We start from the raw sequence: 22,234 nt of genomic DNA, 5'->3' as shown, positions 1-22,234 counted from the left end.
GGGGAAGATGATCTCACAAGGCCGACTTAGTGAAATTGAGCAGGGAAAGACTAAACCCTCTGCCGAAACTCTAAAAGAATTAAGGAAAGAAATTAATGTTGATTTAAACTGGTTATTCGACGAGGATATTTAATTTTGTTAATATGTTGATGGTGTGCTACCCGCGTACGTTCTTTAATAGGTAATTGGAAATGGAATATAATGAGGAGGACGCAGCCCAAGCGAAGGCGCGGGAGCGTTCTTTTTATTAAACTAACGGGAGGATATCCCTCAATTCAATGTTTTAAGTACGGCAGCATAACGAAACAGTAGTTCATTAGCGTTCGAACCAAAACAGTGAGATACAGACAACTGAAGCACGGATGAGTCGGAACGAAACTATCATACGGACGAAGATCCTGGCAGGCAGCATATCTGACCTCCACCTCATGGACAGGTTGAATGAAGGAATGTGGGAGCTAGGCTGTGAGACTTGGGAGGGTTGACCTCCATGAGGAATGTGGAGATCCATAAGTGCAACCATACTTTTCCTAGATAACCACTTTCTTCAGGGTGTGGTTAAGGAAATGTTCTTTTGCGCTTTTCCTCATCCCAACATTTTCTTCGATTTCAACTTGATTCCACCATGAAGTCGTCTGCACTGAACGAATAAAATCAGAAACCTAAGATATTACGAGCATTCAAGAGAAAAGTGATTCCTCATAGAGGGAGAATAGTTTAACAAAGGACAGGATACCGAAGCACCTGTTCTTCAATAATTTCACCATACTTCGGCTACTCTTTGTAAGTGGATTGATCTGTGTCCATGTAGACTACACATTAAAAGACTTATTAGAACATAATATTACATAGAGGAGAATTGGAGATTATTGCGTAAGGAAATTAATATTATAGTAAACTGATGTTCACATGCACTTTAAAAGGTAGTATAATAAAATAAGGAAAATAATACATTTTATAGTTTAATATTTTCCTTTACGGACCTTATCCATTCGTTCAACATTTAAGTGAATATAATGTTTTAAAGTAGGAAATAATTTATTGGTATAGAAAGGGCGGGATAATATGTTTAAAAAAATATATTTAATAGCCTTTGCAATGACTATTATTTCAGGAGTGGCATTAATATCAAATTCAAAAGCAGACACCTATCCAGAAATGGAAACCGTAAATAAGACAGTTGAAAATCCTGTTAACACTAATTTTTCAACAAATAACGTAAAATCCGTAGAATCCGTAGAATCAGTAAAAAACGTAGAATCCGTAGAATCAAAAATCGCAAAAGGGTATTATAGTCAACTATATACACCTCATGGCATGTTCTTGCGAGCAGATAAACAAAGTATCTTTAAGGAATCGGAGATAGCAAGAAATTTAGATCAAATCGGGCCTAATACGAATCAACTAATTTTTGAAGGCGAGTTTTTTTTAAAAGTAGATGAATCAACATTTCTTAAATCGTATCCCAATTCATTGATCTTAAATGAAACCTTAAATGAAACAGATGAAAACCGATTAGACTGACGATGCTTCATTAAGCTAACTGGCAGGATAGTTTGAATATCCAATATACGGTATTATATTAATTATATCGATAGTAGTACTTTTTATATGCATCGGATACATTGAGTTACAAAGGATGGTTCAAAACAGTCAAACAAAATCATGAAGGTATAAGCCGCTATAATACGGCTTATACCTTATTTTGATGGAATTCACGATGAAGCTTAAATTTGGCCTTCGGGTACATCATAAGATAATCGATTTACGGGTCGGATTAACAACTTTATCAAGGTGATTTTCCATTACAAGAGGGAGGGATATTTTATCGGTCATAGGCCGGTGGAAAGTCGAAGAGGTAGGACCAGAAGTTTCAAAAGTGAAACAGAGGTTATCCCTTTCAATATTGTATCGGACTTCATACGAGCTAATATTTAACTACTGGCTACTCAGAAAATTGTAAGGTAATATCGCCGTTATTTGTATAAGCAGATAATTTTTTTGAACCATTCTCTTTATTGGCAGGCAAATTGCTATCTCCTTTCTTTACCTTGCTTAAGATCGCGAAATCATCATATGACCCTAGAATAGAACCGCTAATATTTCCGTTTTTTGTTTCAAGGGTTATAGCCGTCCCTACATTCAATTTGTCCAGTTGGATATTTCCGTTATTTATGTTTACTTCCACTGTCCCTAAAAACACGATTGTTGGTAATACAATACTTTCATTTGATGTTTTTAAAGTCAAATTTTTTAAAGTTGCATCAGGTATCGATACCTGAATAGTTCTGGTTACTTGCGAACCTTTTCCTCCGATATAGTCGTTCCATTCCTTATTACTGTCACTTACCATTGACAGTTCTTTATCGTCAGATAGATCAATCTTGTAAAAATCTTTCTCACTTTCATAGTAAACAATATGAATTTGTTCATCTTTAGATTGGAGGATAGTTACTTTTTTGTCCTTTACATCAATTGTTAAGGTATCAATCTTTTGGGCAGGGATGATGTAATTTTTTTCCTCCAAGGAAGTGGTGTGGGAGGAGCATCCTGCCAATGATATCAATAGTGTCACCAATATGCCTATAGTAGATAGTAATTTTTTTGCAGTACTTTTCATTATAAAATGCTACTTTGTTAAATCATTTTTCTTTTTAATATAGCCAGTCCTACGAATGCCAATCCTAAGCTTCTATGCAGAAAAATTGCGATATGCAACAAAGTATTAGAGTTGAACATAATGATCTTGAAAAGTCTACCCAAATATGTTGCAAGAGTTGGATCGGATCATTTTTGTATTTCGTTGCGTTTATCAGTCGCATATGTTTTAATCATCATAAACTTTTGTGTTACAAAAAGGTCAAGAGGGTAGATATGAACAACTATTTTACAATTAAGCAAGCAGCAGAAATCGTAGAGATGACCAGTGAGACCTTGCGGCACTATGATCGTATTGGATTAGTCAAGCCATGCCATAAAGATGAATTGTCGGGATATCGATACTATTCCGAGCAGGAGCTCGTAAAGCTGCAAACCATTGAACTGCTCAAAGCAATGGATCTTACTTTAATGGATATTAAAGATATATTGCAGCAGAATGATCTCTCTAAAGTAATTGAATTTCTAAAACAGGCAGAAAAAAGAGCAGACGATAAAATTGCTCGTCTGCAGTATGCAAAATCGAAAATTAAACGTGCCTATCTACATTATGAAAATAAGTTCCACAACGGTTATAGTCAAAGTGAAAATTACTTTATCAGAAACATAGAGGCAAGGGTAATTATGCTTTCGAATAAAATGGAAAGCCCCACACTAAAGAATTTATGGGACTATCACAGACATTTCTATCAACAAATTGAGACTTCTCTGCATTCACAATTTCTATTTGAAGATATGGCGGGAATGTTCACGAATGAAGGAATAACACGGTTATTTGCTGTTTGCTTAAAATATCCGTCTTTAGAGGGGTTGACTGTGCTACCAGAAGGGGACTATCTGTGTGCAAACTGTACCGAAGAGAATAAGAATGCTGTATTACAAAATTTACTTGAAAGGGCAAAGACGGAATACGATGTGTGTCCAGATTTTGTTCTTCATAACATTACTGTGACTGGAATATTGCAGTGGGATTATCAGATACAACTGTTCATTAAGAAACGCACATGTTAGATTAAATACAAAGGAAAAGGTTTAGGAAGAGAAAATCGTTTGATCAAAAGTCGCTAATTTAGCGGCTTTTTTTTTGATTAAGCAATCACGTTTCTTGCCCCAGGCTGAGGACAAGAACGTTATACTTCGCCGATTAGCTAAATAGATAACATTTAACTATAGTTCAATGTTATCTATTTAGCTAACTGGTAGATTAACGCTATAAGCCTCTTAGGAATAGTATGATTAAGTGAAAAAAGTATTCTAATGAATTCTCTAATGTGAATAAATACAAATTCCACTTCAGTTAATCCATTTTCTATACATATTTTTAATAGTATATTGAGGTAAATAAAGTGATTTTTCACTTTGATAAATCCGAAATTGCTTTGTCGGTATTATTTTATGGCTTCGTAAGGATTGCAAAACCAGCGAAATATGGGAGTTTAAAACAGATGTGTGCCGTAGTTAGTTTTATGAAAGGAAGGTATAGGGGTGAGTATTTATTACGCTTCAAGCAAAGAGGATATCACTAAGGATGCACTCCAAGAGTTATTTCTTTCGGTAGAATGGGAGTCTGGCAAGTATCCAAACGAGCTTTTACAAGCAATCGGAGGGTCTCATTCAATTGTTACCGCTTGGGAAGGAGGAAAGCTTGTCGGTTTAATAAATGCTTTGTCAGATGGTGTTTTAACGGTATATTTTCATTATATGCTTATTAATCCGAGTTATCAGAGTATAGGTATAGGTAAGGAAATGATGAATATAATGCTTGATAGATATAAAGGGTGTAAAACAAAGGTATTAATTTCTTATCCGCATGCAGTGGATTTTTATAATAAGTTTGGCTTTAATACAGAGGATGGAGCTACACCAATGTTTATCTCAGAGTTGATATGATTAAAATAACGGATCACGATAGTTTAATCGCAACAAGAAGGCAGCCGATCAGAGGATCAGCTGCCGTTTTTATTGAAGTAAAGGGGCAGGATAACTCAGTAATTTCGCGAATACTCAAAAGATGGAATTATCACAAAGCTCCCGAATAAGACGTTATAAGAAATCGGCGAGAAACTATAAGGAGCAGAAAACATGAAATGCCCTCACTGTAACAACGAATTAAGTGAACTTCCTTTATGTTACGGAAGTGAAGCACCATATTATTTTTACACTGTACCAGAAGAGAAAAGAACAGAATTAATTAGAGATTTTTGTGTAATTGATGAACAGCATTTCTTTATTAGAGGCCATATTGAAATACCAATAATCGATAGCAAAGAGAAATTTATATGGAGTGTGTGGGTTTCTCTTAGTGAAGAAAACTTTCTGAAGTCTAATGAATTATTGCACGTAGAAGGAAGGGGGACGGAAGAACCTTATTTTGGTTGGTTATCGACTGAACTTTCAATATATCCAATAACTACATTATCGTTAAAGACAATGGTGCATACACAAGAGGTTGGTGCTGTTCCGTTAATAGAATTAGAACAAACGAATCATCCACTTGCAGTTGAACAAAGAGAAGGAATTACAATGGAGAGAGTTAAAGAAATTGCTCATTTAATAAACCATAGTCAGTAAGAGAAAAATTTGAATCTATAGTCGAAGAAGCTGCCGACAGCTTATTAAATCATATCTACGCCAACAGACACCCCTGCAAGGCTAAACTCGGTGCGTAATGTCGTTTAAGCTAACAGGAGACTTTTGTTCAATGAAACAGAGACAGTCTTAATATTTTATTTTCTGCTGACAATGACACTTTTTTATCCAAAAGGCAAACTTTCGGAGGGTATATTCTTGAGGCAGACTAAGCTAACTGAAGTGTTTTTTTATAAGTTGTCGCCCGTGAAACACTCAACGTCACCCGTACTCCTATTAGGGAGTTAACGAGTGGCGTTTTTTCATGCCCGATTCTACAGATGTAGTATCAACAAGGCGTGCCCTAAATCATTACACCTATAAAGATCACGGGTTAAATTGCAATCAACTTCAGCTGATGGAAAGTTAGCTTTACATGTATAATCCAATGTGTTATTTTTACGGAAAGTTAACTTTCCATAATTGCTTCAGGAGGTAAGATATTGAAAAACAGGCTTGAAGAGATTAGAAAAGAAAAAGGTATTAAACAAGAAGAACTAGCGGATAAATTGGAAGTATCCAGGCAAACGATTGGTTCACTTGAAAATGGCCGGTATAACCCATCCATCATTCTTGCATTTAAGATTGCGCGATTTTTTGAAATGAGTATTGAAGATATTTTCATTTACGAGGAGGAGCTGGGTAATGAAAACGGCGAGTAAATGGGTGCTCTTAACAATTGCAGGTGCTATTATGGTTTATATGGGTGGATTTATTTTAACTGACGAGAAGCTAAAAGGAATTTCCGGTTTGCTCATTGGTGTGGGTTCAGTCCTTGCAGTGCTTGGAGTAGGAAATATGGTGTATTCGTTATGGCTTAATAAGCCCCAGAACAAAATAAAGAATGATGAGAAAGTTAGAATGAGTAAAATTGAGGCTAATGATGAACGGAAAATAAGAATAAGAGAAAAAGCGGGTTGGAAAACTAATATTGTTAACTTTTACATCCTAATGGCTCTAACTGTTGTATTTAGTTTAATGGGAGTAGATCAAACTGTAGTCACTGTGTTATGTGGTGTTTTTGTTTTTCAAATCTCCTTAGGAATCTTCCTATTTAATTATTATGCTAAGAGAATGTAATTGGAATGACGTAACATCAATTAGAATATTCGAAAATATTTTGTTAGGAGAGAATGACATGGAAGTATTTGCAGAATATTTAGCGCAGATTGATAACCCGCAACATAGGGAAAGAATGGAAGAGGTTTTAGCTTGGGTAGCTGGAAAATTTACTGATTTAAAGCCAAAAGTTGCGTGGAATCAGCCTATGTTTACCGATCACGATACTTTTATTATTGGTTTTAGTGTATCCAAACATCATTTGGCGGTTGCCCCTGAAATTGCAGGAATTAATCGTTTTTCTGATGAAATTGTGCAGGCAGGTTATGATCACACCAAGCAGTTGTTACGCATCCGGTGGGAAAGTCCAGTTGATTTCTCATTACTTGAAAAAATGATCGAGTTTAATATTTTGGATAAGGCAGACTGTTCAACTTTTTGGCGGAAATAAAACGTATTATTTAGCGTTTAATTCATTTTAAGCAAATTTATATGTGGAAGCACCGGAAGACAAGTCACTTTTTATATGTGATTTGTCTTTTTATTTGAATTCTCAGCACGAAATATTCAATATTTTGGAAGGTGGATGGAATGTTGGAAGCGAATTTATACACGTTAGTTCAACCTGATGAATGATGAAAAATGGAAGTGAGACAAATGGCTGCTGTAGGCGAGAGCTAATTCAGATTGGAGGATGAAAATGCCACTAAACGATGATCAACTATTAGAGCTATTAAGAGGTCAGGGTATTCCTGAGATTCTTGAGATTAAAAGAACAAAACAAGAAATACGCAATCGAGCAGCACTCAATAAAATAGAAGTGTATACGAAAGACAATAAGGTTTTGTCGTTATTAGAGAAAATTACGAAGTCAGATCATATCCCATTTGAAAATACTATTTACAATCATTACTCTACCAAGGATGTATCCGTTCCGAGAGTCTTTTTTAATAAATATGATACAGTTGGACAAGAAGGGATATTGTTGATGGAAGATCTGACCCCGACACATAACAATTTAGCTGACTGGGAAGTACCTATTGAATCTGATAAATTAGCAAACATTATTGATGTGATCGCACAGTTTCATTCTGCTTCTTGGGAGACAAGCGAGTTAGCTCATCCCGAGCATTTGAAAAGTATAGAGCATTATTTAAAGCATATTTCGTATTTGGAGAGAGATTATCTGGCTTTTAGAAAGCACCAGACTTATAACCTTGGGGAAGAACAGTTTAGTATTTACGAGAAGTGTTTACTTAGCTTGCGTGAAAATGCCCAGAAACATATTAGTCGTATCTCCAGATATCAAAATACAACATGCATCCATGGTGATCTAAATGTTGGCAATTTATTATATCCGATGTTCAGCAGTTCAAGGCCGTGCATCATTGATCTTGAAGCAGTGAAGGTTGGGCTTTGTACCGAGGATCTCGTTATGTTATTTATCCACGATTTGTTTCATGGCAGTGAGGAGACTACACGTATTTTTGATCTGTATTTTCATTCAATTAACAATAAAATCAGGAGCGCATACACGTACACACAATTTGTGGAGGACGTTAGATTATCGATTATGGAAGGAATCTTTTTTCCAATAAAGTTATTTGTCCATGAAGGAATTAAGGATGAGGAGCTTATATGGAAATCGATATATGCTTATAAGAATCTATTCTGAAAGGAAGTGGCCCTCGTTGTTTTTTCTTCAGATGTCTGGATACCCCGGATCAGGGAAGTCTTCATTAGCCAGAGTAATAGCGCAGCATACTTCTGCTGTTATTCTTGATCACGACATTGTAAAGTCTTCTCTTATGGAATCACTTGGAGCAAACATTGGGTTCAAGGAAGTTGGAAAAATTTCGTATGACATTGAATGGGCTTTGATAGATTTCCACTTATCTCAAGGTCATAATGTTATACTCGATAGCCCTTGTTTATACTCTGAAATGATAGAGAGAGGATTGAATCTGACCCGGAAATATAATGTGGAATATAAATATGTAGAATGTCTATTAAATGACTATGATGAGCTCAATAATAGACTGCGAAATAGAAAAAGAATGATTAGCCAGATTGAAAGAGTGCCTTCTGAAGAGACATTGCTAAAAACTATTGAAAATGCTAAAAAGCCATCTAATGTCAGAATACATATTGTTAATACAAAGGAACCGATTGAATCCTATATTAAAAGTGTCATTGAATACTTAAATACTTAGCCTAAATTTTGAGGAGGGGAACAGATGGATTTTGAGAAAGCAGCCCATTTCATTTGGACACATGGCAGATTATTAGAAAGAAGGGTTTTTGAATATATTTTCCACGGTGGATCAATGAGCAATGTTGTGACTTCACTAACAGCCTACCAAAACGAAGATGGTGGGTTTGGAAATGCAATAGAGCCGGATTTACGGGTACCCGGTAGTCAGCCACTTTTCATGGAATTTGCACTACGTTTTTTATATGACTGTAACATAAAAGACGAAGAACTTTCTCAAAAAGCATGTGATTATATTTCAAAGCATGCTGATTTAAAAAAAGGGATTCCAACAATATTTCCTTCATCAGCAAACTATCCAAGAGCAGAACATTGGAGTAACCCTCTTTCTACAGAGCCATCATTTAGCAGACTTACTGGTCTTGTCGGGCTTCTTAAGTGGCAAGGGATAGAACATTCCTGGCTTGATAAGGCGACAGAAATTTGTTTGGAAGATATTCACGCACAAGCATATGACGATGCGCATACAATTTTGACTGCATTTTATTTATTGGAAAGCTTACCTCAATCGGATTTTATCAAAGGATTATTTCAAAAATTATCTAAGGAGCTTATTACTGCCAACTTCTTTTGTATGGATGCCGCATCCCACAGTTATGGACTCTCTCCTCTAGAATTTTCGCCATCACCCACTTCTTACTGTAGCAGCATATTTTCTGATGAAACCATTCTTGATCACTTAAAAGTATTAGAACACCAACAGGATGATGATGGAGGATGGCAGATAACATGGGAGCCTCCCGGTGAAACAGCGAGGTTGGAATGGAGAGCCTATAAGACGCTAAAGAGTTTGATGATACTAAATTCATACAACAAGATTAATCTATGAGGCTATTGCGGAGATAATAAACAATCCAAGGAGAGGAACCTATGAACAAATTAAAGGTAATCATAGTTCCGTTATTCTTAATCTTTTTATTTGGATGTAGTAAGGAGCAAATTAGCGATAATTCAAAAAAAGAATATAGCAAAGCTGAACAATTTATTACCGATATGGGCTATCTGATCATTAGTAATGAAGGAATTGTTTCTGAATATTTATTAGATAAAAAACTGCTGACGGAAATGCCATACATACAATATTGGAGTGTTCAAAGTGTTGATCCAATCAATTATATAGGCAAGGAAATAACTACAAGTAAGTTCATCGTTAAAAACCACCCCTTAGATAATGAGAAGGATAATACAAAAAAACAAACCCTGATTTTTCTGCTAGAAGCAGACGATGAAGTGATAGGAGGTTATAGTTTTCCTGATTTCGCTGAATTACATATGGGCTGGGTTTATACCATTGATGGGAATACACTCGAAGAATTGACCGGAGAAGCTTTCCCGAAATGGTCTAAGGAGTGGAATTTAAGATATAAATAATGGCTGGGGAGTATTTATAAAGGAGCAGATATGAAAAAACTAATCCTAGTGCTTGTAGCTGTGGTTATTATTTCGAATGCGATATGGAGTTATTTATATTTCAATAAAGAGGTCGAAACAAATTTAAACACTGGTGTTCAAGTATATACACTTAAGGGTACAGGGATACATGGGATGTTTTAGATTACAAAATAATAATAAGGATGAAACAGTTCTTGTAAATGAAGCTAGGTCAACGGATGGACCCGTTTCAATATTAAGTAACACTGATATCGCGTCTATAACAGGTCCGTATTCGTATGACGAATTAAATAAAAATAGACAAAATTATGAAAATACCACTTTATCTATTACATGGAATGATAATGAAGGGGAGATTCATTCTGAAACAATAAGTTTAGATATTGAGAGTGAAATTTCTCTTAAGGATGATCTTTAAGGGTGATAAATCCAAGAGACTAAGATTGAATCGAAGATCCTCTACGCCCCAAAAGCCTGCCGGTACTTCACAGGAGACATGCCTTCAAACCTTCTGAACACTTTAATGAAATAGCTGGACTGGGCAAAACCGGACTGAGTAGCAACCTGAGCAATGGAGAGTCCTGTGGAAACTAGTAAAAGCTTGGCTTTAGCCAGCCGACAATCGGTTAAATAACGGTTAGGTGTTTTACCCATAACCACCCGGAACAGCCTTAGAAAATGATAGCTGCTGTACCCGGTCAATCTTGCCATCGATTCCAGAGACCAAGGGCTGGCACATTCGACATGAATGATATCTGCAGCACTGCGGATGGACTGCCTAACCTCGTGCGGTACTGAGCCGTGAAGCGGCTCGGAGTTCTGCAGCAATTTTACTAGAAGCTCATACAGCAGAGCAGATAGTCTTGGCTCGCTACGGGTCACGTAGGAAGCGCTTAGTATATACATTTCCTCGAATAGTTCGTCCAGCTTAGCATCCAAATCAAAAGTGAACAGGTATGCACGAGACTGGTCCACTTCTTCTAATAAGGGAAGGACAATTTCAGTGTTAAAATGAACCCAGCGGACATCCCAAGGCTCGCCTGGGTCAGAGCCGTATTGCTGATAAGCCCCTTTAGGGTACAGAAAACCTCGTCCTCTACTCATCGGAATACGTTCGCCCTCATGGAATACATAACCCTCCCCACCAAAGATCAAATGCAGGTTATAACTCCCCAGAAAACCTTCGCTTCTTCTCTCTGTATGTTGTGGAAAGTGAGTGTAATGTCCCAAAAATTCAGGATAACAGACATATTTCGAAAAAGCCGGTGTCGGCAAATACCATTGTTTCTTCATGTTTGGCAGCACCCGTTTCTGTAGCGCAACAGAGCGCAAGTTGGATTAAGGCAATGAACGCAAGATTGTTATATGATAGCAATATTTTGTTATATAAGACCTCTTATCATTGATACTACAATAGAATTATAAAATATTGAAAGCATATTTTTAATACTTTGGAGGTAATGATGAAGAAACCTGTCGCAACTGAAAAATTCGAGCTTGGCGTCTGTTATTATCCGGAGCACTGGCCAGAAAACATGTGGGAGGACGATTATCGCCGGATGCGTGAACTCGGCTTTACGATCATTCGGATGGGGGAGTTTGCTTGGTCTATTTTTGAACCGGCAGAAGGGCAGTTTCAGTTCGGGCTCTTTGATCGGGCGATTGATCTAGCACATAAATATGGTCTTCAGGTTGTACTTGGTACTCCGACGGCGACGCCTCCAGCTTGGTTGACTGATAAGTATCCCGAAGTTTTAAATGTTACCTACGAAGGTGTTACACTTCAGCATGGCATGCGCCGTCATTATAATTACAGCAGTCCTAAATACCGGGAACTGTGTGCACGTATTGCAGAACAAATGGCTGAACATTACGGCAATCATCCGGGTGTAGTTGGCTGGCAAATTGATAATGAGCTCAACTGTGAGATCAGTGAATTTTATTCGGAGAGTGACCATAAGGCTTTCCGGGAATGGCTACAGCAGAAATATGTTACACTTGAGCATTTGAACGAGGCTTGGGGAACTGTTTTTTGGAATCAAAGCTATAGTGACTGGTCTCAGGTCTATCTTCCACGTCCGACTCCAGTACCGAAGCAACCCAATCCTCATCAGGCATTGGATGAAAAACGGTTTATTTCGGACAATACAATTTCTTTTGCCAAAAACCAAGCGGATATCATCCGTAAACTTGCCCCTAAGCAGTGGGTAACCACGAACGGTCTGTTCGGGCATCTCGATAGCCATGAAATGACGGATGAACTGTTGGATTTCTTCAGCTATGATTCCTATCCTCAGTTCTCTACTATTTTTTATGACCCGAATGAGCGGAATCCGCTGAATGATAGAGGCTGGGGACTGTCGTTATCTGTTGTTCGTTCGATATCCCCGAATTTCTGCATTATGGAGCAGCAGTCGGGCCCGGGTGGCTGGGTGAACCGGATGGATATGCCTTCTCCAAAGCCCGGGCAGATGCGGTTATGGACTTATCAGTCGATCGCTCATGGAGCAGATATGGTGTTATATTTCCGCTGGCGGACAGCTACGATGGGCAATGAAATTTATTGGCATGGAATCAATGACTATCATAATCAGCCTAACCGGAGAGTGCGGGAAGCGGGGCAGATCGGTCAGGAGCTGGCAGCAGCAGGTCATGCGTTTGTCGGTACTCGTAATCAGGCTAACATTGCTATTGTTCGTGATTATGACAATGAGTGGGATGGAGAATACGATGTTTGGCATGGCCCGTTTATGTGGAAGAGCAATAAGGAGTGGTACAAGGCGCTTCAGCGGAAGCATATCCCGAATGAAGTACTCTATTTACGCAAAAAAACAACGCTGGAGGAGCTTGCAAGGTACGACGTGCTTATCTATCCTCACCCAGCGATTATGACAGATGAGACAGCAGCACTGCTGGATGAATATGTTCAGCAAGGCGGCAAACTGATCTTCGGCTGTAGAACCGGCTATAAGGATGAGCGCGGTCAATGTTATATGCGTCCTTTCCCAGGTGCTGCTAAGGATCTATGCGGGATCACAGTTGAAGAATTCACAATGGTTAAGGGCAGTCGTCAGCCAACAACAATTAGCTGGTCGGGCGTGACTGAAGTCGTTACAGGAGCAGATGACTTTAATGATATTCTCAAAATAGAGGAAGCTTCGGTTGAAGTGATGGCGGTTTACGCCTCTGATTATTATGCGGGAAAACCGGCGGTAACTAGAAATCGTCGCGGCAAGGGTGAGGTTTGGTATTACGGAGCCGTATTTAATGAACAGGCAGCGGCTGAGATCATAAATTTAATTGATCTACAATCGCCAGCAGATTGGCTGGAGCTCCCAGAAGAGGTAGAACTGCAAGTCCGTACCGGAGCTTCTTCCAGTTATGCTTTTTTGCTTAATTATAGTGAGACTCCTGTCACGATCCATCTTCATGAGACCAAAACAGATTTACTGAGCGGCACAACATTGTCGGGCGAGGTTCTTCTGGAAGGATTTGGGGTATTGGTGTTAAACTAACGTATACATTGATCTCACATTTGAGTAGATTTGGATAATTCTCTCTTTTCGGTTATACTTTGAAGTAGCAATTATATAGTCACGGGAGCTTGGTGGAACCAGGCTGAGAGGATAGTTATAACTATCGACCGTCAAACCTGATCTGGATAATGCCAGCGGAGGAAATGGAGCTCTATTTCTATTTGTCTACTCTAAGGCCGCATCTTATACAGATGTGGCCTTTTCTATGTGTGGGGAGTAGACCGTCTCCGCTTGATCAAATCACCTTATAGGAGGAATTGAGATGACAAGCGAATTGAACAACGATCCAATCAATCTATCAGCTTTTCCAGCAAGTCAAAAAGTGTATGTAAAGGGTTCACGGCCTGATATTCAGGTGCCTATGCGGGAGATCTCACTTAGTCCAACTGCGGGCATAGACGGCGAAGAGGAGAATGCCCCAATTCATGTCTATGACACAAGCGGGGCTTACACGGATGCTAATATTCATACTGATATTCGTCAGGGGTTAGAGCCCAATCGTCTAAGCTGGATTGAGGAACGAGGGGATGCGGAAGCGTACGAAGGAAGAACCGTGAAGCCTGAAGATAACGGGAATGCAACGGGAAAAGCTGTGGCGGAAGTGTTTCCAGCGCTCCATAGAAAACCTTTGCGAGCGAAAAAGGGGCGTAATGTCTCTCAAATGCATTATGCACGCAAAGGGATTATTACTTCGGAAATGGAATACGTTGCGATTCGTGAGAATGTGGCACCGGAATTTGTAAGAGATGAAGTAGCCCGCGGCCGCGCCATCATTCCAGCGAATATCAATCATCCAGAGAGTGAACCAATGATTATTGGACGCAATTTTTTAGTGAAGATCAATGCCAATATAGGAAATTCCGCAGTATCCTCATCCATAGAGGAAGAGGTAGAGAAGATGAGATGGGCCACCCGCTGGGGTGCAGATAATATAATGGATCTCTCAACAGGTAAAAACATTCATACGACACGCGAGTGGATCATCCGTAATTCTCCTGTTCCTATTGGAACGGTGCCTATCTATCAAGCGTTGGAAAAAGTGAATGGGAAAGCGGAAGATTTAACGTGGGAAGTATACCGTGATACGCTCATTGAGCAAGCGGAGCAAGGGGTTGATTATTTTACCATTCATGCGGGGGTTCTGCTTCGTTATATCCCGTTGACTGCACAACGTATGACAGGCATTGTTTCAAGAGGTGGCTCCATCATGGCGGCATGGTGTCTTGCGCATCATCAAGAGAACTTTTTATATACACATTTTGAAGAGATATGTGAAATCATGAAGCTGTACGATGTTTCTTTTTCCCTAGGCGATGGATTACGTCCGGGTTCGATTGCTGATGCGAATGATGAAGCACAATTTGCCGAGTTAGAGACGTTAGGTGAATTAACAGCTATAGCTTGGAGTCATGATGTACAGGTGATGGTAGAGGGTCCAGGACATGTGCCGATGCACTTGATTAAAGAGAATATGGATAAGCAACTTGAAACTTGTAACGAAGCCCCTTTTTATACATTAGGTCCACTGACTACAGATATTGCGCCTGGTTATGATCATATTACCTCTGCTATAGGTGCAGCGATGATTGGTTGGTTCGGTACAGCTATGTTATGTTACGTAACTCCGAAGGAACATCTTGGCCTGCCTAATAAGGAAGATGTACGTATAGGGGTCATTACTTATAAAATAGCGGCTCATGCCGCAGATTTGGCGAAAGGGCATAAAGGAGCACAAGACCGGGATAATGCTCTTTCGAAAGCCCGTTTTGAATTTCGTTGGCGTGATCAATTTCATTTATCGTTAGATCCTGAGCGAGCGCTCGAATATCATGATGAGACATTGCCTGCGGAAGGCGCTAAAACAGCTCATTTCTGTTCCATGTGCGGGCCGAAATTTTGCAGTATGAAGATCTCTCATAATATCCGGAATACGACGAGAATTGAATCAGGAATGCAAGAGAAGGCGCAAGAGTTTCTCCAAGGCGGGAGCCTCATTTATAGATAACTTTTTCTGCTAAAAAGAAATATCTAAAAGAAGTCGTCATTGGCGGCTTCTTCTTTTATACTTTGAATAGATAGGAGTTGATGAAATGGAAGCGATTCGTTCAGAGGAAGCCATTTTAGAGGATTTAAGTAATAGTTTCTATCATTTTTTTGGATTGAAAGTCCTTCATGCTACCCCAATAAAACGTGGCTGGTTAAATCTTAAATGGAAAATCATAACGGAATCAGGACCATTTCTACTTAAACAATACAACAAAAAAAGATATAAATTGTATAATCCAGAAGAACTGAGCTTCGCCTTTTCTCAACAGAAAAGATTGTATCTACAGGGACTCCCATGTCCCGGATTGTTGGCTTATAACCATAAAGTTTTACTGGAATCAGATATGGGAGAGACGTTTATGGTTATGGAATATTGTGAAGGGCGTGTCATAGAGCCGGGCAAAATTAACATCCTTCAAATGTTTGATTTGGGTCGTGCCACAGGTAAAATGCATCGTTTATTAAATGATGGGACCCTTAGTTTGAAAAGAACCCCACAATTTATTCCCCAAAGCCCTGAGGAACGTTTAGAACATTGGAATGTACTCCTACAACAATCAAAGGAAATGGGCAAAACTTCACTCATCACTGACCTAGAGATACAACTGAGAGCGACTGAAGAAATAGATCCGGAAATATTCGAAGGACTTGTAGCTGGATGGGCACATCGTGATTTATGGGTTGATAATCTTTTATTTCAAGATAGCCAATTGTCTGCAATTCTAGATTTTGATCGGTTCAAATATGATTATCCGCAGCTTGATGTAGCGCGAGCAGTGATGTCATGTGCTTTAGATGAAGATTTAGATGGAGCACTAGCTTCAGCATTTATTGACGGATATCGTGAGGAACGAACGGTGGAGCAAGGGGATTTAACAAAATCATTGCAGTTGTTGTGGTATATGGAAAGCCCGTGGTGGATTAATGCCGCGATGGACAAACATAGTGTACCTCCAAAACGTTTTGCAAAAGAAATGAATTGGCTGGCTAAGAACCTGAACAATTTACCTGCTATCTTAGGGAACTTATAGTGAAAACGATTGAATTATAGCCTAAAAGATGCATTGACCAGCAAAAGTTTGGCGCTTATAATCTTAACAAGGAAAATTCATCAGATATTGAACCGTTTGTAAACGCATACAATGAGTTTTTTCCTTATTAATCATTGAAGGAGGAGATTAAAACTATTAAGTATTTCTTTTTTTCTCATTTTTGCAAACGTTTGCACATCACGATAGGCTTAAAATCGTAAGCTGCACTTAAAATTATGAGGAGGTTATTTACTTGGTATCCAAACAATCCAGGCGTTATATTTCGTGGTTAATTATTTTTTCACTCATTTTTAGTTTATTTGGTTTATCGGGTGGAGCATCGGCCAGCAATACGGATCATACAGTCACCTATACCAATCCTACAGCGGCAGCTGTGACCTTACATTGGACTACGAATAACTGGGCTAATACTACGGACACGGTGATGACCAAAAATGGAACCACGTTCATCGCCAACCTCAATGTTCAGGAAGGCGCCACCCTAATTTATTGTTATCACATCACGGCTCCAACGGATAGTTGGGACAATAACGGCGGGAAGAACTGGACGGTTGTTATTCCGGTCGCCGGAAAATACGAAGCAGAGAGTGCATCCCTATCTGGTGGTGCAAAAGTAAATACGAATCACACTGGATATTCGGGCACTGGTTTTGTTGATGGATATACAACTACAGGAGCAGCCACCACTTTTAACGTCCAGGCTTCCGCAGCAGGGTCCTATAATGCCACGCTTCACTATGCTAATGCATCCGGCAGTGCTAAAAAAGTGTCCATTTATGTCAATGGAATAAAGGTTACACAGACAACATTAGCCAACCTGACCAACTGGGATACATGGGCAGACCAAACAGAAACACTCTCTTTACAGGCAGGAAATAACACGCTTGCTTATAAATATGACTCGGATGATAGCGGGAATATTAATATCGACTATGTGACCCTTTCGGCCGGAGCTACACCAACACCAACGATAACTCCTAACCCAACAGTGACACCAACACCTACGGTAACTCCTACCCCAACAGTGACGCCAACACCTACGGTAACTCCTACACCAACAGTGACGCCAACACCTACCATAACACCCACACCAACGCCAACACCTACCGTAACTCCTACACCAACGCCAACAGTGACGCCAACACCTACACCTACTTCAGCGGGGCTAACCGTTCACTTTAAGAAACCAGCAAGCTGGAATGCAGCGATCCGCATCCATTACTGGAATCTGAATCCGGCAACCATTCCGACTAGTGGAGCGTGGCCGGGAATACTGATGAAATCGGACGGGAACGATTGGTATAGCTATACTGTTCCAAATGCTACAGGGGCAAGCCTGATCTTTAATGACGGCAATGGCAAACAGACGGCTGACTTATCTCGCAGCGTAAAAGAGGGCTGGTATAACTCAGATAACGTATGGTATGACGCCAATCCAGACGTTCCTAAGGTTCCGGTGATAACCGTCTCTCCTGTGCCCAAAACCTATGATTCTGCCCAAACGGTGACCCTATCCAGTACAAATAGCGGCGATAAAATTTATTATACGACCGACGGATCAACACCTACGACAACCTCAACGTTGTATACGACTCCAATCCAAGTACCTTCTTCTTTGACTATCAAAGCATTCGGCGTTAACTCTATAGGGCAAGCGGGTAATGTAGGCTCTTTTGCTTATGTGATTGATCTGAATGCCGATTTGCAAGCTCCGATTATCACTGCGAATCTGCCTGTTGGGAATTCGAGCTCAGCGGTTTCCGTATCTTTTAATATAAAAGACAACAAGGCGGCAACAACCACAGCATATTACACAGATAATGGTACGGAACCAACAACGAGTTCAAAAGTCTATATTTCAGGCAATGCACTGACATCTCTTACCGGACCGTCTATCTTGATTAATAAGACGACAACCTTAAAATTCCTTGTGATCGATGGTGCCGGAAATGAAACTAAACAGAGTTTTGTTTATAACATTGGTAATAAGGGCGATTTTCGTGAAGATACGATTTATTTTGTAATCACTTCCCGGTTTTATGATGGTGATTCGAGTAACAATGAGCATGCATGGGAGGATGCCAAGGCAGGAAATCCGGACTCTGATCCAGCTTGGCGAGGGGATTTCAAAGGACTGATTCAAAAGCTCGATTACATTAAAGCCTTAGGATTCAGTGCCATCTGGATTACACCTGTGGTGCAGAATGCCAGCGGTTATGATTATCATGGGTACCATGCAATAAATTTTGCAAAAGTAGATCCAAGATATGAATCCGCAGGGGCATCTTATCAGGATTTGATCAATGCAGCACACGCTAGAGGGATAAAGGTTATTCAAGATATTGTCGTCAATCATACCGGTAATTTTGGAGAAGAAAATCTGTTCCCGATGTTCAAAAAAGATCCAACGGCGGCGGACACCGTGAGTAACATGCTCAAAATTACGGATAAGCTGCCAGCTAACTATGATTCCATGACCCCGGATCAGCAATATCAGGCAAGACTTGCCTTAATGAAGACTGCGGAGACTAACAATAATATTTACCATACGGAAAAAAGTCTTTCTTGGGAGTCTTACACCGTCCAGACAGGACAGATTGCGGGAGACTGTGTGGACTTAAACACAGAGAATCCTCTAGTGAATCAGTATCTAATCGACAGCTATAATCAATATATTGATATGGGTGTGGATGCTTTCCGGGTCGATACTGTAAAGCATGTAAGCCGGTATATTTTTAACAAATATTTTGTGCCGGCATGGAAAACAAGAGGGGGCTCAGACTTCTTTGTCTTTGGGGAAGTGGCTACTCGGTACAGAGATGTGTGGAACAGTGGAATTCCGGCGATATCAACACCATTTTATACTTGGAAAAGCTCAAAACCCTATCCAGGTGACGGTCAAAATGACTACGCTTCCAACAAGCTATCGGTGGAACAAGAGTGGGCAGATAACTCTACTACAGCAGGACAACCTACCTCGAACAATGCTTTTTTAACAGGAAATACTTATCATACGCCTGATTATTCGAAGAAATCGGGTATGGATGTTATTGATTTTCCAATGCACTGGGCTTTCAAAACTGCTCAGGAAGCATTCAGTATGAGAAGCGGTGATCAATTCTATAATGATGCTACCTGGAATGTAACTTATATTGACTCTCATGACTATGCACCTGACCAAGCACCAGAAAATCAAAGATTTGCCGGCACACAGGACACTTGGGCTGAGAATCTCGCGCTGATGTTCACCTTCCGAGGAATACCTGCGATCTATTATGGTTCTGAAATTGAGTTCAAAAAAGGATCAGTCATTGATGTAGGTCCAAATGCGCCGTTAAGTACAACAGGCCGTGCTTACTTTGGCGATCATATTGAGGGTAGTGTTACTGTTCAAGATTACGGTAAATATACCAATGCTACTGGCACACTTGCAGACTCGTTAAATTATCCTCTGGCGAAACATATCAGACAACTTAATTTAATTAGAAGAGCTGTTCCTGCTTTGCAAAAAGGCCAATATTCTACAGAAAATGTATCAGGTGATTTGGCATTTAAAAGAAGATACACTGATAGTAGCAAAGGAATCGATAGCTTTGCTTTGGTTACGATCTCAGGAAATGCAACATTCACCGGAATTCCTAACGGAACATATGTGGATGCGGTCACTGGTGATACCAAAACCGTTACCAACGGTGTGATCACAATCAACTGCTCCGGTAAAGGAAATGCACGGGTGTATGTATTGAACGGTAGTGGTGGAATCGGAGAGTCAGGAACCTATTTGAAGTAGGACCTTGTATCCATTTCATAGTTAAAAAGAAGCAACATCAGCTCGGATTCCGCAACTGATGTTGCTTCAATTTCATATATGTGGAGAGATATTATGCATACTATAGACGTCGATTTAGTAGCAAGATTAATAAATGAACAATTTCCTGAATGGTCCGATTTAGAGATCAGACCTGTGAAATTCAGTGGGCATGATAATCGGACTTTTCATTTAGGTGAACAGATGAGTGTGCGATTACCAAGTGCAGTCGCTTATGTTCCTCAAGTGGAGAAAGAACAACAATGGTTACCTTTTTTAAAGAAAGGACTGACGTTACCTATTTCAACACCATTAGCGAAAGGGACACCTACCAAAGAATATCCCTGGCCTTGGTCTATTAATAATTGGCTAAAGGGAGAGACTTTATCCCATGAGAACATTAATGATCTCAATCAATTTGCGAGAGACTTGGGAAGCTTTTTAATTGAATTACAGTCTATTGATGCTAGTGGGGGACCTTTAGCCGGAGAGCATAATTTTTATAGAGGTGGGTCCTTAGCTGTATATGATGAGGAATCTAGAAATGCGATTGAGCATAATAAAGATATTTTTAATGAAGGTCTATTGAAAAAGATCTGGGAACTGGCATTAGACTCTGAATGGGAGTCAGAACCAGTTTGGGTTCATGGTGATGTCGCACCTGGAAATATATTAGTCAAAGACGGACAGCTTTGTGCAGTCATTGATTTTGGCATATTAGGGGTGGGTGATCCTGCTTGTGATGCTGCAATGGCGTGGACTTTTTTTGATCAGGCTAGTAGAAGGATCTTTAAAAAGGTATTAAACATGGATGCACAAACGTGGAATAGAGCAAGAGGGTGGGCTTTATGGAAAGCACTGATCACCTATAATGGAAATCGATATTATTCTAACCCAACAGTAGCGGAAGAATCCTTGAATATTATCAATCTAATAGTAGAAGACATCGAATTGTAGAAATTGAACTACATAAAACATGTAAACTAAACCATAATAGTCAATAAGCACGAATGAGCATCAGTCAGATGATAAAGTGTTGTATTTAAATCCGAAAGAAAGGAATTTGTATGAACATTTAGCGACTGACAACGATTATCATATTAGAATTATTATAAATAACTTGACAGGCCTTAATTTGGTTAATTATAATAATTATAAATAGTATCCACTCTATTCATAAATTAAACCCAAAGGAGATTAAACAATATGTCATTAATCGGAACAGAAGTACTACCATTCAAAGCAAGCGCATTTCAAGATGGGAAATTTATCGATGTTACAGAAGAAAACTTCAAAGGTAAATGGAGTGTAGTTTGCTTTTACCCAGCTGACTTCACATTCGTATGCCCAACTGAACTAGAAGATTTGCAGAACCAATATGAAACCCTCAAACAACTAGGTGTTGAAGTATATTCCGTTTCTACTGACACACACTTTACACATAAAGCATGGCATGAAAGCTCCGCAGCAATTGGCAAGGTGAAGTACATTATGATCGGCGATCCTTCCCATGTGGTTTCCCGCAACTTTGATGTATTGATCGAAGCTGACGGTCTTGCAGATCGTGGTACATTCATCATTGATCCAGACGGTGTTATTCAAACTGTTGAGATTAATGCTGGTGGTATCGGTCGCGATGCTAGCGCTCTTGTTAACAAAATTAAAGCAGCGCAATATGTACGCAATCATCCAGGTGAAGTTTGCCCAGCGAAATGGTCGGAAGGTGCAGAAACTCTTAAACCAAGTCTCGATCTTGTAGGTAAGATTTAAGGAGCGAAAGCTA

The 22,234-nt window shown here is 39.5% G+C and carries 22 protein-coding genes and 1 riboswitch; of the genes, 20 read left to right on the top strand and 2 right to left on the bottom strand.

All coding sequences use genetic code 11. The annotated features are described in order from the left end of the window. Positions 1 to 7 precede the first annotated feature (7 nt). Both NSQ91_RS32125 and NSQ91_RS28375 read left to right on the top strand, forming a co-directional pair. Positions 8 to 133 (top strand): helix-turn-helix domain-containing protein, encoded by a 126-nt coding sequence (locus tag NSQ91_RS32125; RefSeq protein ID WP_081383471.1) that lies wholly within the window; start codon positions 8 to 10, stop codon positions 131 to 133. Positions 134 to 1,065: 932 nt separating this feature from the next. Beyond that, positions 1,066 to 1,524, top strand: a complete 459-nt coding sequence (locus NSQ91_RS28375) for a hypothetical protein (protein ID WP_076194028.1) — start codon at positions 1,066 to 1,068, stop codon at positions 1,522 to 1,524. A 421-nt stretch (positions 1,525 to 1,945) separates the two neighbouring features. Here NSQ91_RS28375 and NSQ91_RS28370 read toward each other — a convergent pair whose 3' ends face one another. Then, positions 1,946 to 2,620, bottom strand: coding sequence for a DUF4097 family beta strand repeat-containing protein (locus tag NSQ91_RS28370; protein ID WP_340920887.1), 675 nt, complete (start codon positions 2,618 to 2,620; stop codon positions 1,946 to 1,948). A 254-nt stretch (positions 2,621 to 2,874) separates the two neighbouring features. On the opposite strand from NSQ91_RS28370, the gene NSQ91_RS28365 reads away from it, so the two are divergent. From NSQ91_RS28365 to NSQ91_RS28310, 12 genes are all read left to right on the top strand, one after another. Beyond that, positions 2,875 to 3,669: a MerR family transcriptional regulator gene (locus NSQ91_RS28365; RefSeq protein ID WP_076304933.1), complete on the top strand. Its 795-nt coding sequence runs from the start codon at positions 2,875 to 2,877 to the stop codon at positions 3,667 to 3,669. A 474-nt stretch (positions 3,670 to 4,143) separates the two neighbouring features. After that, positions 4,144 to 4,548 (top strand): GNAT family N-acetyltransferase, encoded by a 405-nt coding sequence (locus NSQ91_RS28360; RefSeq protein ID WP_038573410.1) that lies wholly within the window; start codon positions 4,144 to 4,146, stop codon positions 4,546 to 4,548. Between the two features lie 192 nt (positions 4,549 to 4,740). After that, entirely contained in the window at positions 4,741 to 5,229 is a 489-nt protein-coding gene (locus tag NSQ91_RS28355) for a DUF2199 domain-containing protein (protein ID WP_076194036.1), read from the top strand. A 500-nt stretch (positions 5,230 to 5,729) separates the two neighbouring features. After that, entirely contained in the window at positions 5,730 to 5,948 is a 219-nt protein-coding gene (locus NSQ91_RS28350) for a helix-turn-helix transcriptional regulator (protein WP_038573407.1), read from the top strand. After that, entirely contained in the window at positions 5,932 to 6,366 is a 435-nt protein-coding gene (locus NSQ91_RS28345) for a hypothetical protein (protein WP_076129794.1), read from the top strand. The genes NSQ91_RS28350 and NSQ91_RS28345 overlap by 17 nt, the downstream gene beginning before the upstream one ends. A 58-nt stretch (positions 6,367 to 6,424) precedes the next feature. Then, positions 6,425 to 6,796, top strand: coding sequence for an iron chaperone (locus tag NSQ91_RS28340; protein WP_076138373.1), 372 nt, complete (start codon positions 6,425 to 6,427; stop codon positions 6,794 to 6,796). A 249-nt stretch (positions 6,797 to 7,045) separates the two neighbouring features. Beyond that, positions 7,046 to 8,020, top strand: a complete 975-nt coding sequence (locus NSQ91_RS28335) for an aminoglycoside phosphotransferase family protein (protein ID WP_076186544.1) — start codon at positions 7,046 to 7,048, stop codon at positions 8,018 to 8,020. A gap of 16 nt (positions 8,021 to 8,036) precedes the next feature. Next, positions 8,037 to 8,558: an AAA family ATPase gene (locus tag NSQ91_RS28330; protein WP_076186542.1), complete on the top strand. Its 522-nt coding sequence runs from the start codon at positions 8,037 to 8,039 to the stop codon at positions 8,556 to 8,558. Between the two features lie 24 nt (positions 8,559 to 8,582). Then, complete coding sequence (locus NSQ91_RS28325) at positions 8,583 to 9,446, top strand: hypothetical protein (RefSeq protein WP_076194038.1); 864 nt, start codon at positions 8,583 to 8,585, stop codon at positions 9,444 to 9,446. Positions 9,447 to 9,487: 41 nt separating this feature from the next. Then, a complete protein-coding gene (locus NSQ91_RS28320; RefSeq protein ID WP_076194041.1) occupies positions 9,488 to 9,988 on the top strand; it encodes a hypothetical protein in 501 nt (166 codons plus the stop codon). A gap of 30 nt (positions 9,989 to 10,018) precedes the next feature. Then, entirely contained in the window at positions 10,019 to 10,171 is a 153-nt protein-coding gene (locus NSQ91_RS28315) for a hypothetical protein (RefSeq protein WP_179086325.1), read from the top strand. Further along, the gene (locus tag NSQ91_RS28310; RefSeq protein ID WP_076194044.1) at positions 10,158 to 10,427 is read left to right on the top strand and encodes a hypothetical protein; all 270 of its coding nucleotides are present in this window, start codon (positions 10,158 to 10,160) and stop codon (positions 10,425 to 10,427) included. The genes NSQ91_RS28315 and NSQ91_RS28310 overlap by 14 nt, the downstream gene beginning before the upstream one ends. Positions 10,428 to 10,468: 41 nt before the next feature. Here the strand turns inward: NSQ91_RS28310 and NSQ91_RS28305 are convergent, their stop codons facing one another. After that, positions 10,469 to 11,302 carry a helix-turn-helix transcriptional regulator gene (locus NSQ91_RS28305; protein WP_076129799.1) on the bottom strand — a complete coding sequence of 278 codons (834 nt, stop codon included), beginning with the start codon at positions 11,300 to 11,302 and terminating at the stop codon, positions 10,469 to 10,471. Between the two features lie 170 nt (positions 11,303 to 11,472). On the opposite strand from NSQ91_RS28305, the gene NSQ91_RS28300 reads away from it, so the two are divergent. The 6 genes from NSQ91_RS28300 (at position 11,473) to ahpC (ending at position 22,221) form a co-directional block, all read left to right on the top strand. Then, the gene (locus NSQ91_RS28300) at positions 11,473 to 13,524 is read left to right on the top strand and encodes a beta-galactosidase (protein ID WP_076194047.1); all 2,052 of its coding nucleotides are present in this window, start codon (positions 11,473 to 11,475) and stop codon (positions 13,522 to 13,524) included. 71 nt (positions 13,525 to 13,595) lie between these two features. Further along, positions 13,596 to 13,705: riboswitch (TPP riboswitch) on the top strand. Between the two features lie 102 nt (positions 13,706 to 13,807). Continuing rightward, positions 13,808 to 15,550 (top strand): phosphomethylpyrimidine synthase ThiC, encoded by a 1,743-nt coding sequence (gene thiC, locus NSQ91_RS28295; protein ID WP_076194050.1) that lies wholly within the window; start codon positions 13,808 to 13,810, stop codon positions 15,548 to 15,550. Positions 15,551 to 15,635: 85 nt separating this feature from the next. Then, complete coding sequence (locus tag NSQ91_RS28290) at positions 15,636 to 16,622, top strand: phosphotransferase (protein WP_076194052.1); 987 nt, start codon at positions 15,636 to 15,638, stop codon at positions 16,620 to 16,622. A 253-nt stretch (positions 16,623 to 16,875) separates the two neighbouring features. Further along, entirely contained in the window at positions 16,876 to 20,433 is a 3,558-nt protein-coding gene (locus NSQ91_RS28285) for an alpha-amylase family glycosyl hydrolase (RefSeq protein WP_340920862.1), read from the top strand. 93 nt (positions 20,434 to 20,526) lie between these two features. Further along, entirely contained in the window at positions 20,527 to 21,408 is an 882-nt protein-coding gene (locus NSQ91_RS28280; RefSeq protein WP_340920859.1) for an aminoglycoside phosphotransferase family protein, read from the top strand. 249 nt (positions 21,409 to 21,657) lie between these two features. Further along, positions 21,658 to 22,221 carry an alkyl hydroperoxide reductase subunit C gene (gene ahpC, locus NSQ91_RS28275; protein ID WP_036681373.1) on the top strand — a complete coding sequence of 188 codons (564 nt, stop codon included), beginning with the start codon at positions 21,658 to 21,660 and terminating at the stop codon, positions 22,219 to 22,221. Positions 22,222 to 22,234: the final 13 nt, after the last annotated feature.

This window comes from Paenibacillus sp. FSL R7-0048 (assembly GCF_038004505.1).
Taxonomy (GTDB): Bacteria; Bacillota; Bacilli; order Paenibacillales; family Paenibacillaceae; genus Paenibacillus_AQ; species Paenibacillus_AQ odorifer.
The sequence above is the reverse complement of the archived record's forward strand: the minus strand, read 5'-3'. Positions and strand labels throughout refer to the sequence as shown.

Excerpts from the sequence above, each read along its gene's own strand:
- NSQ91_RS28290 (WP_076194052.1), top strand. The coding sequence starts at position 15,636 with ATGGAAGCGATTCGTTCAGAGGAAGCCATTTTAGAGGATTTAAGTAAT.
- NSQ91_RS28340 (WP_076138373.1), top strand. The coding sequence starts at position 6,425 with ATGGAAGTATTTGCAGAATATTTAGCGCAGATTGATAACCCGCAACAT.
- NSQ91_RS28325 (WP_076194038.1), top strand. The coding sequence starts at position 8,583 with ATGGATTTTGAGAAAGCAGCCCATTTCATTTGGACACATGGCAGATTA.
- ahpC (WP_036681373.1), top strand. The coding sequence starts at position 21,658 with ATGTCATTAATCGGAACAGAAGTACTACCATTCAAAGCAAGCGCATTT.
- NSQ91_RS28310 (WP_076194044.1), top strand. The coding sequence starts at position 10,158 with ATGGGATGTTTTAGATTACAAAATAATAATAAGGATGAAACAGTTCTT.
- NSQ91_RS28280 (WP_340920859.1), top strand. The coding sequence starts at position 20,527 with ATGCATACTATAGACGTCGATTTAGTAGCAAGATTAATAAATGAACAA.
- NSQ91_RS28315 (WP_179086325.1), top strand. The coding sequence starts at position 10,019 with ATGAAAAAACTAATCCTAGTGCTTGTAGCTGTGGTTATTATTTCGAAT.
- thiC (WP_076194050.1), top strand. The coding sequence starts at position 13,808 with ATGACAAGCGAATTGAACAACGATCCAATCAATCTATCAGCTTTTCCA.
- NSQ91_RS28305 (WP_076129799.1), bottom strand. The coding sequence starts at position 11,302 with ATGAAGAAACAATGGTATTTGCCGACACCGGCTTTTTCGAAATATGTC.
- NSQ91_RS28335 (WP_076186544.1), top strand. The coding sequence starts at position 7,046 with ATGCCACTAAACGATGATCAACTATTAGAGCTATTAAGAGGTCAGGGT.
- NSQ91_RS28355 (WP_076194036.1), top strand. The coding sequence starts at position 4,741 with ATGAAATGCCCTCACTGTAACAACGAATTAAGTGAACTTCCTTTATGT.
- NSQ91_RS32125 (WP_081383471.1), top strand. The coding sequence starts at position 8 with ATGATCTCACAAGGCCGACTTAGTGAAATTGAGCAGGGAAAGACTAAA.
- NSQ91_RS28320 (WP_076194041.1), top strand. The coding sequence starts at position 9,488 with ATGAACAAATTAAAGGTAATCATAGTTCCGTTATTCTTAATCTTTTTA.
- NSQ91_RS28365 (WP_076304933.1), top strand. The coding sequence starts at position 2,875 with ATGAACAACTATTTTACAATTAAGCAAGCAGCAGAAATCGTAGAGATG.
- NSQ91_RS28300 (WP_076194047.1), top strand. The coding sequence starts at position 11,473 with ATGAAGAAACCTGTCGCAACTGAAAAATTCGAGCTTGGCGTCTGTTAT.
- NSQ91_RS28375 (WP_076194028.1), top strand. The coding sequence starts at position 1,066 with ATGTTTAAAAAAATATATTTAATAGCCTTTGCAATGACTATTATTTCA.
- NSQ91_RS28345 (WP_076129794.1), top strand. The coding sequence starts at position 5,932 with ATGAAAACGGCGAGTAAATGGGTGCTCTTAACAATTGCAGGTGCTATT.
- NSQ91_RS28370 (WP_340920887.1), bottom strand. The coding sequence starts at position 2,620 with ATGAAAAGTACTGCAAAAAAATTACTATCTACTATAGGCATATTGGTG.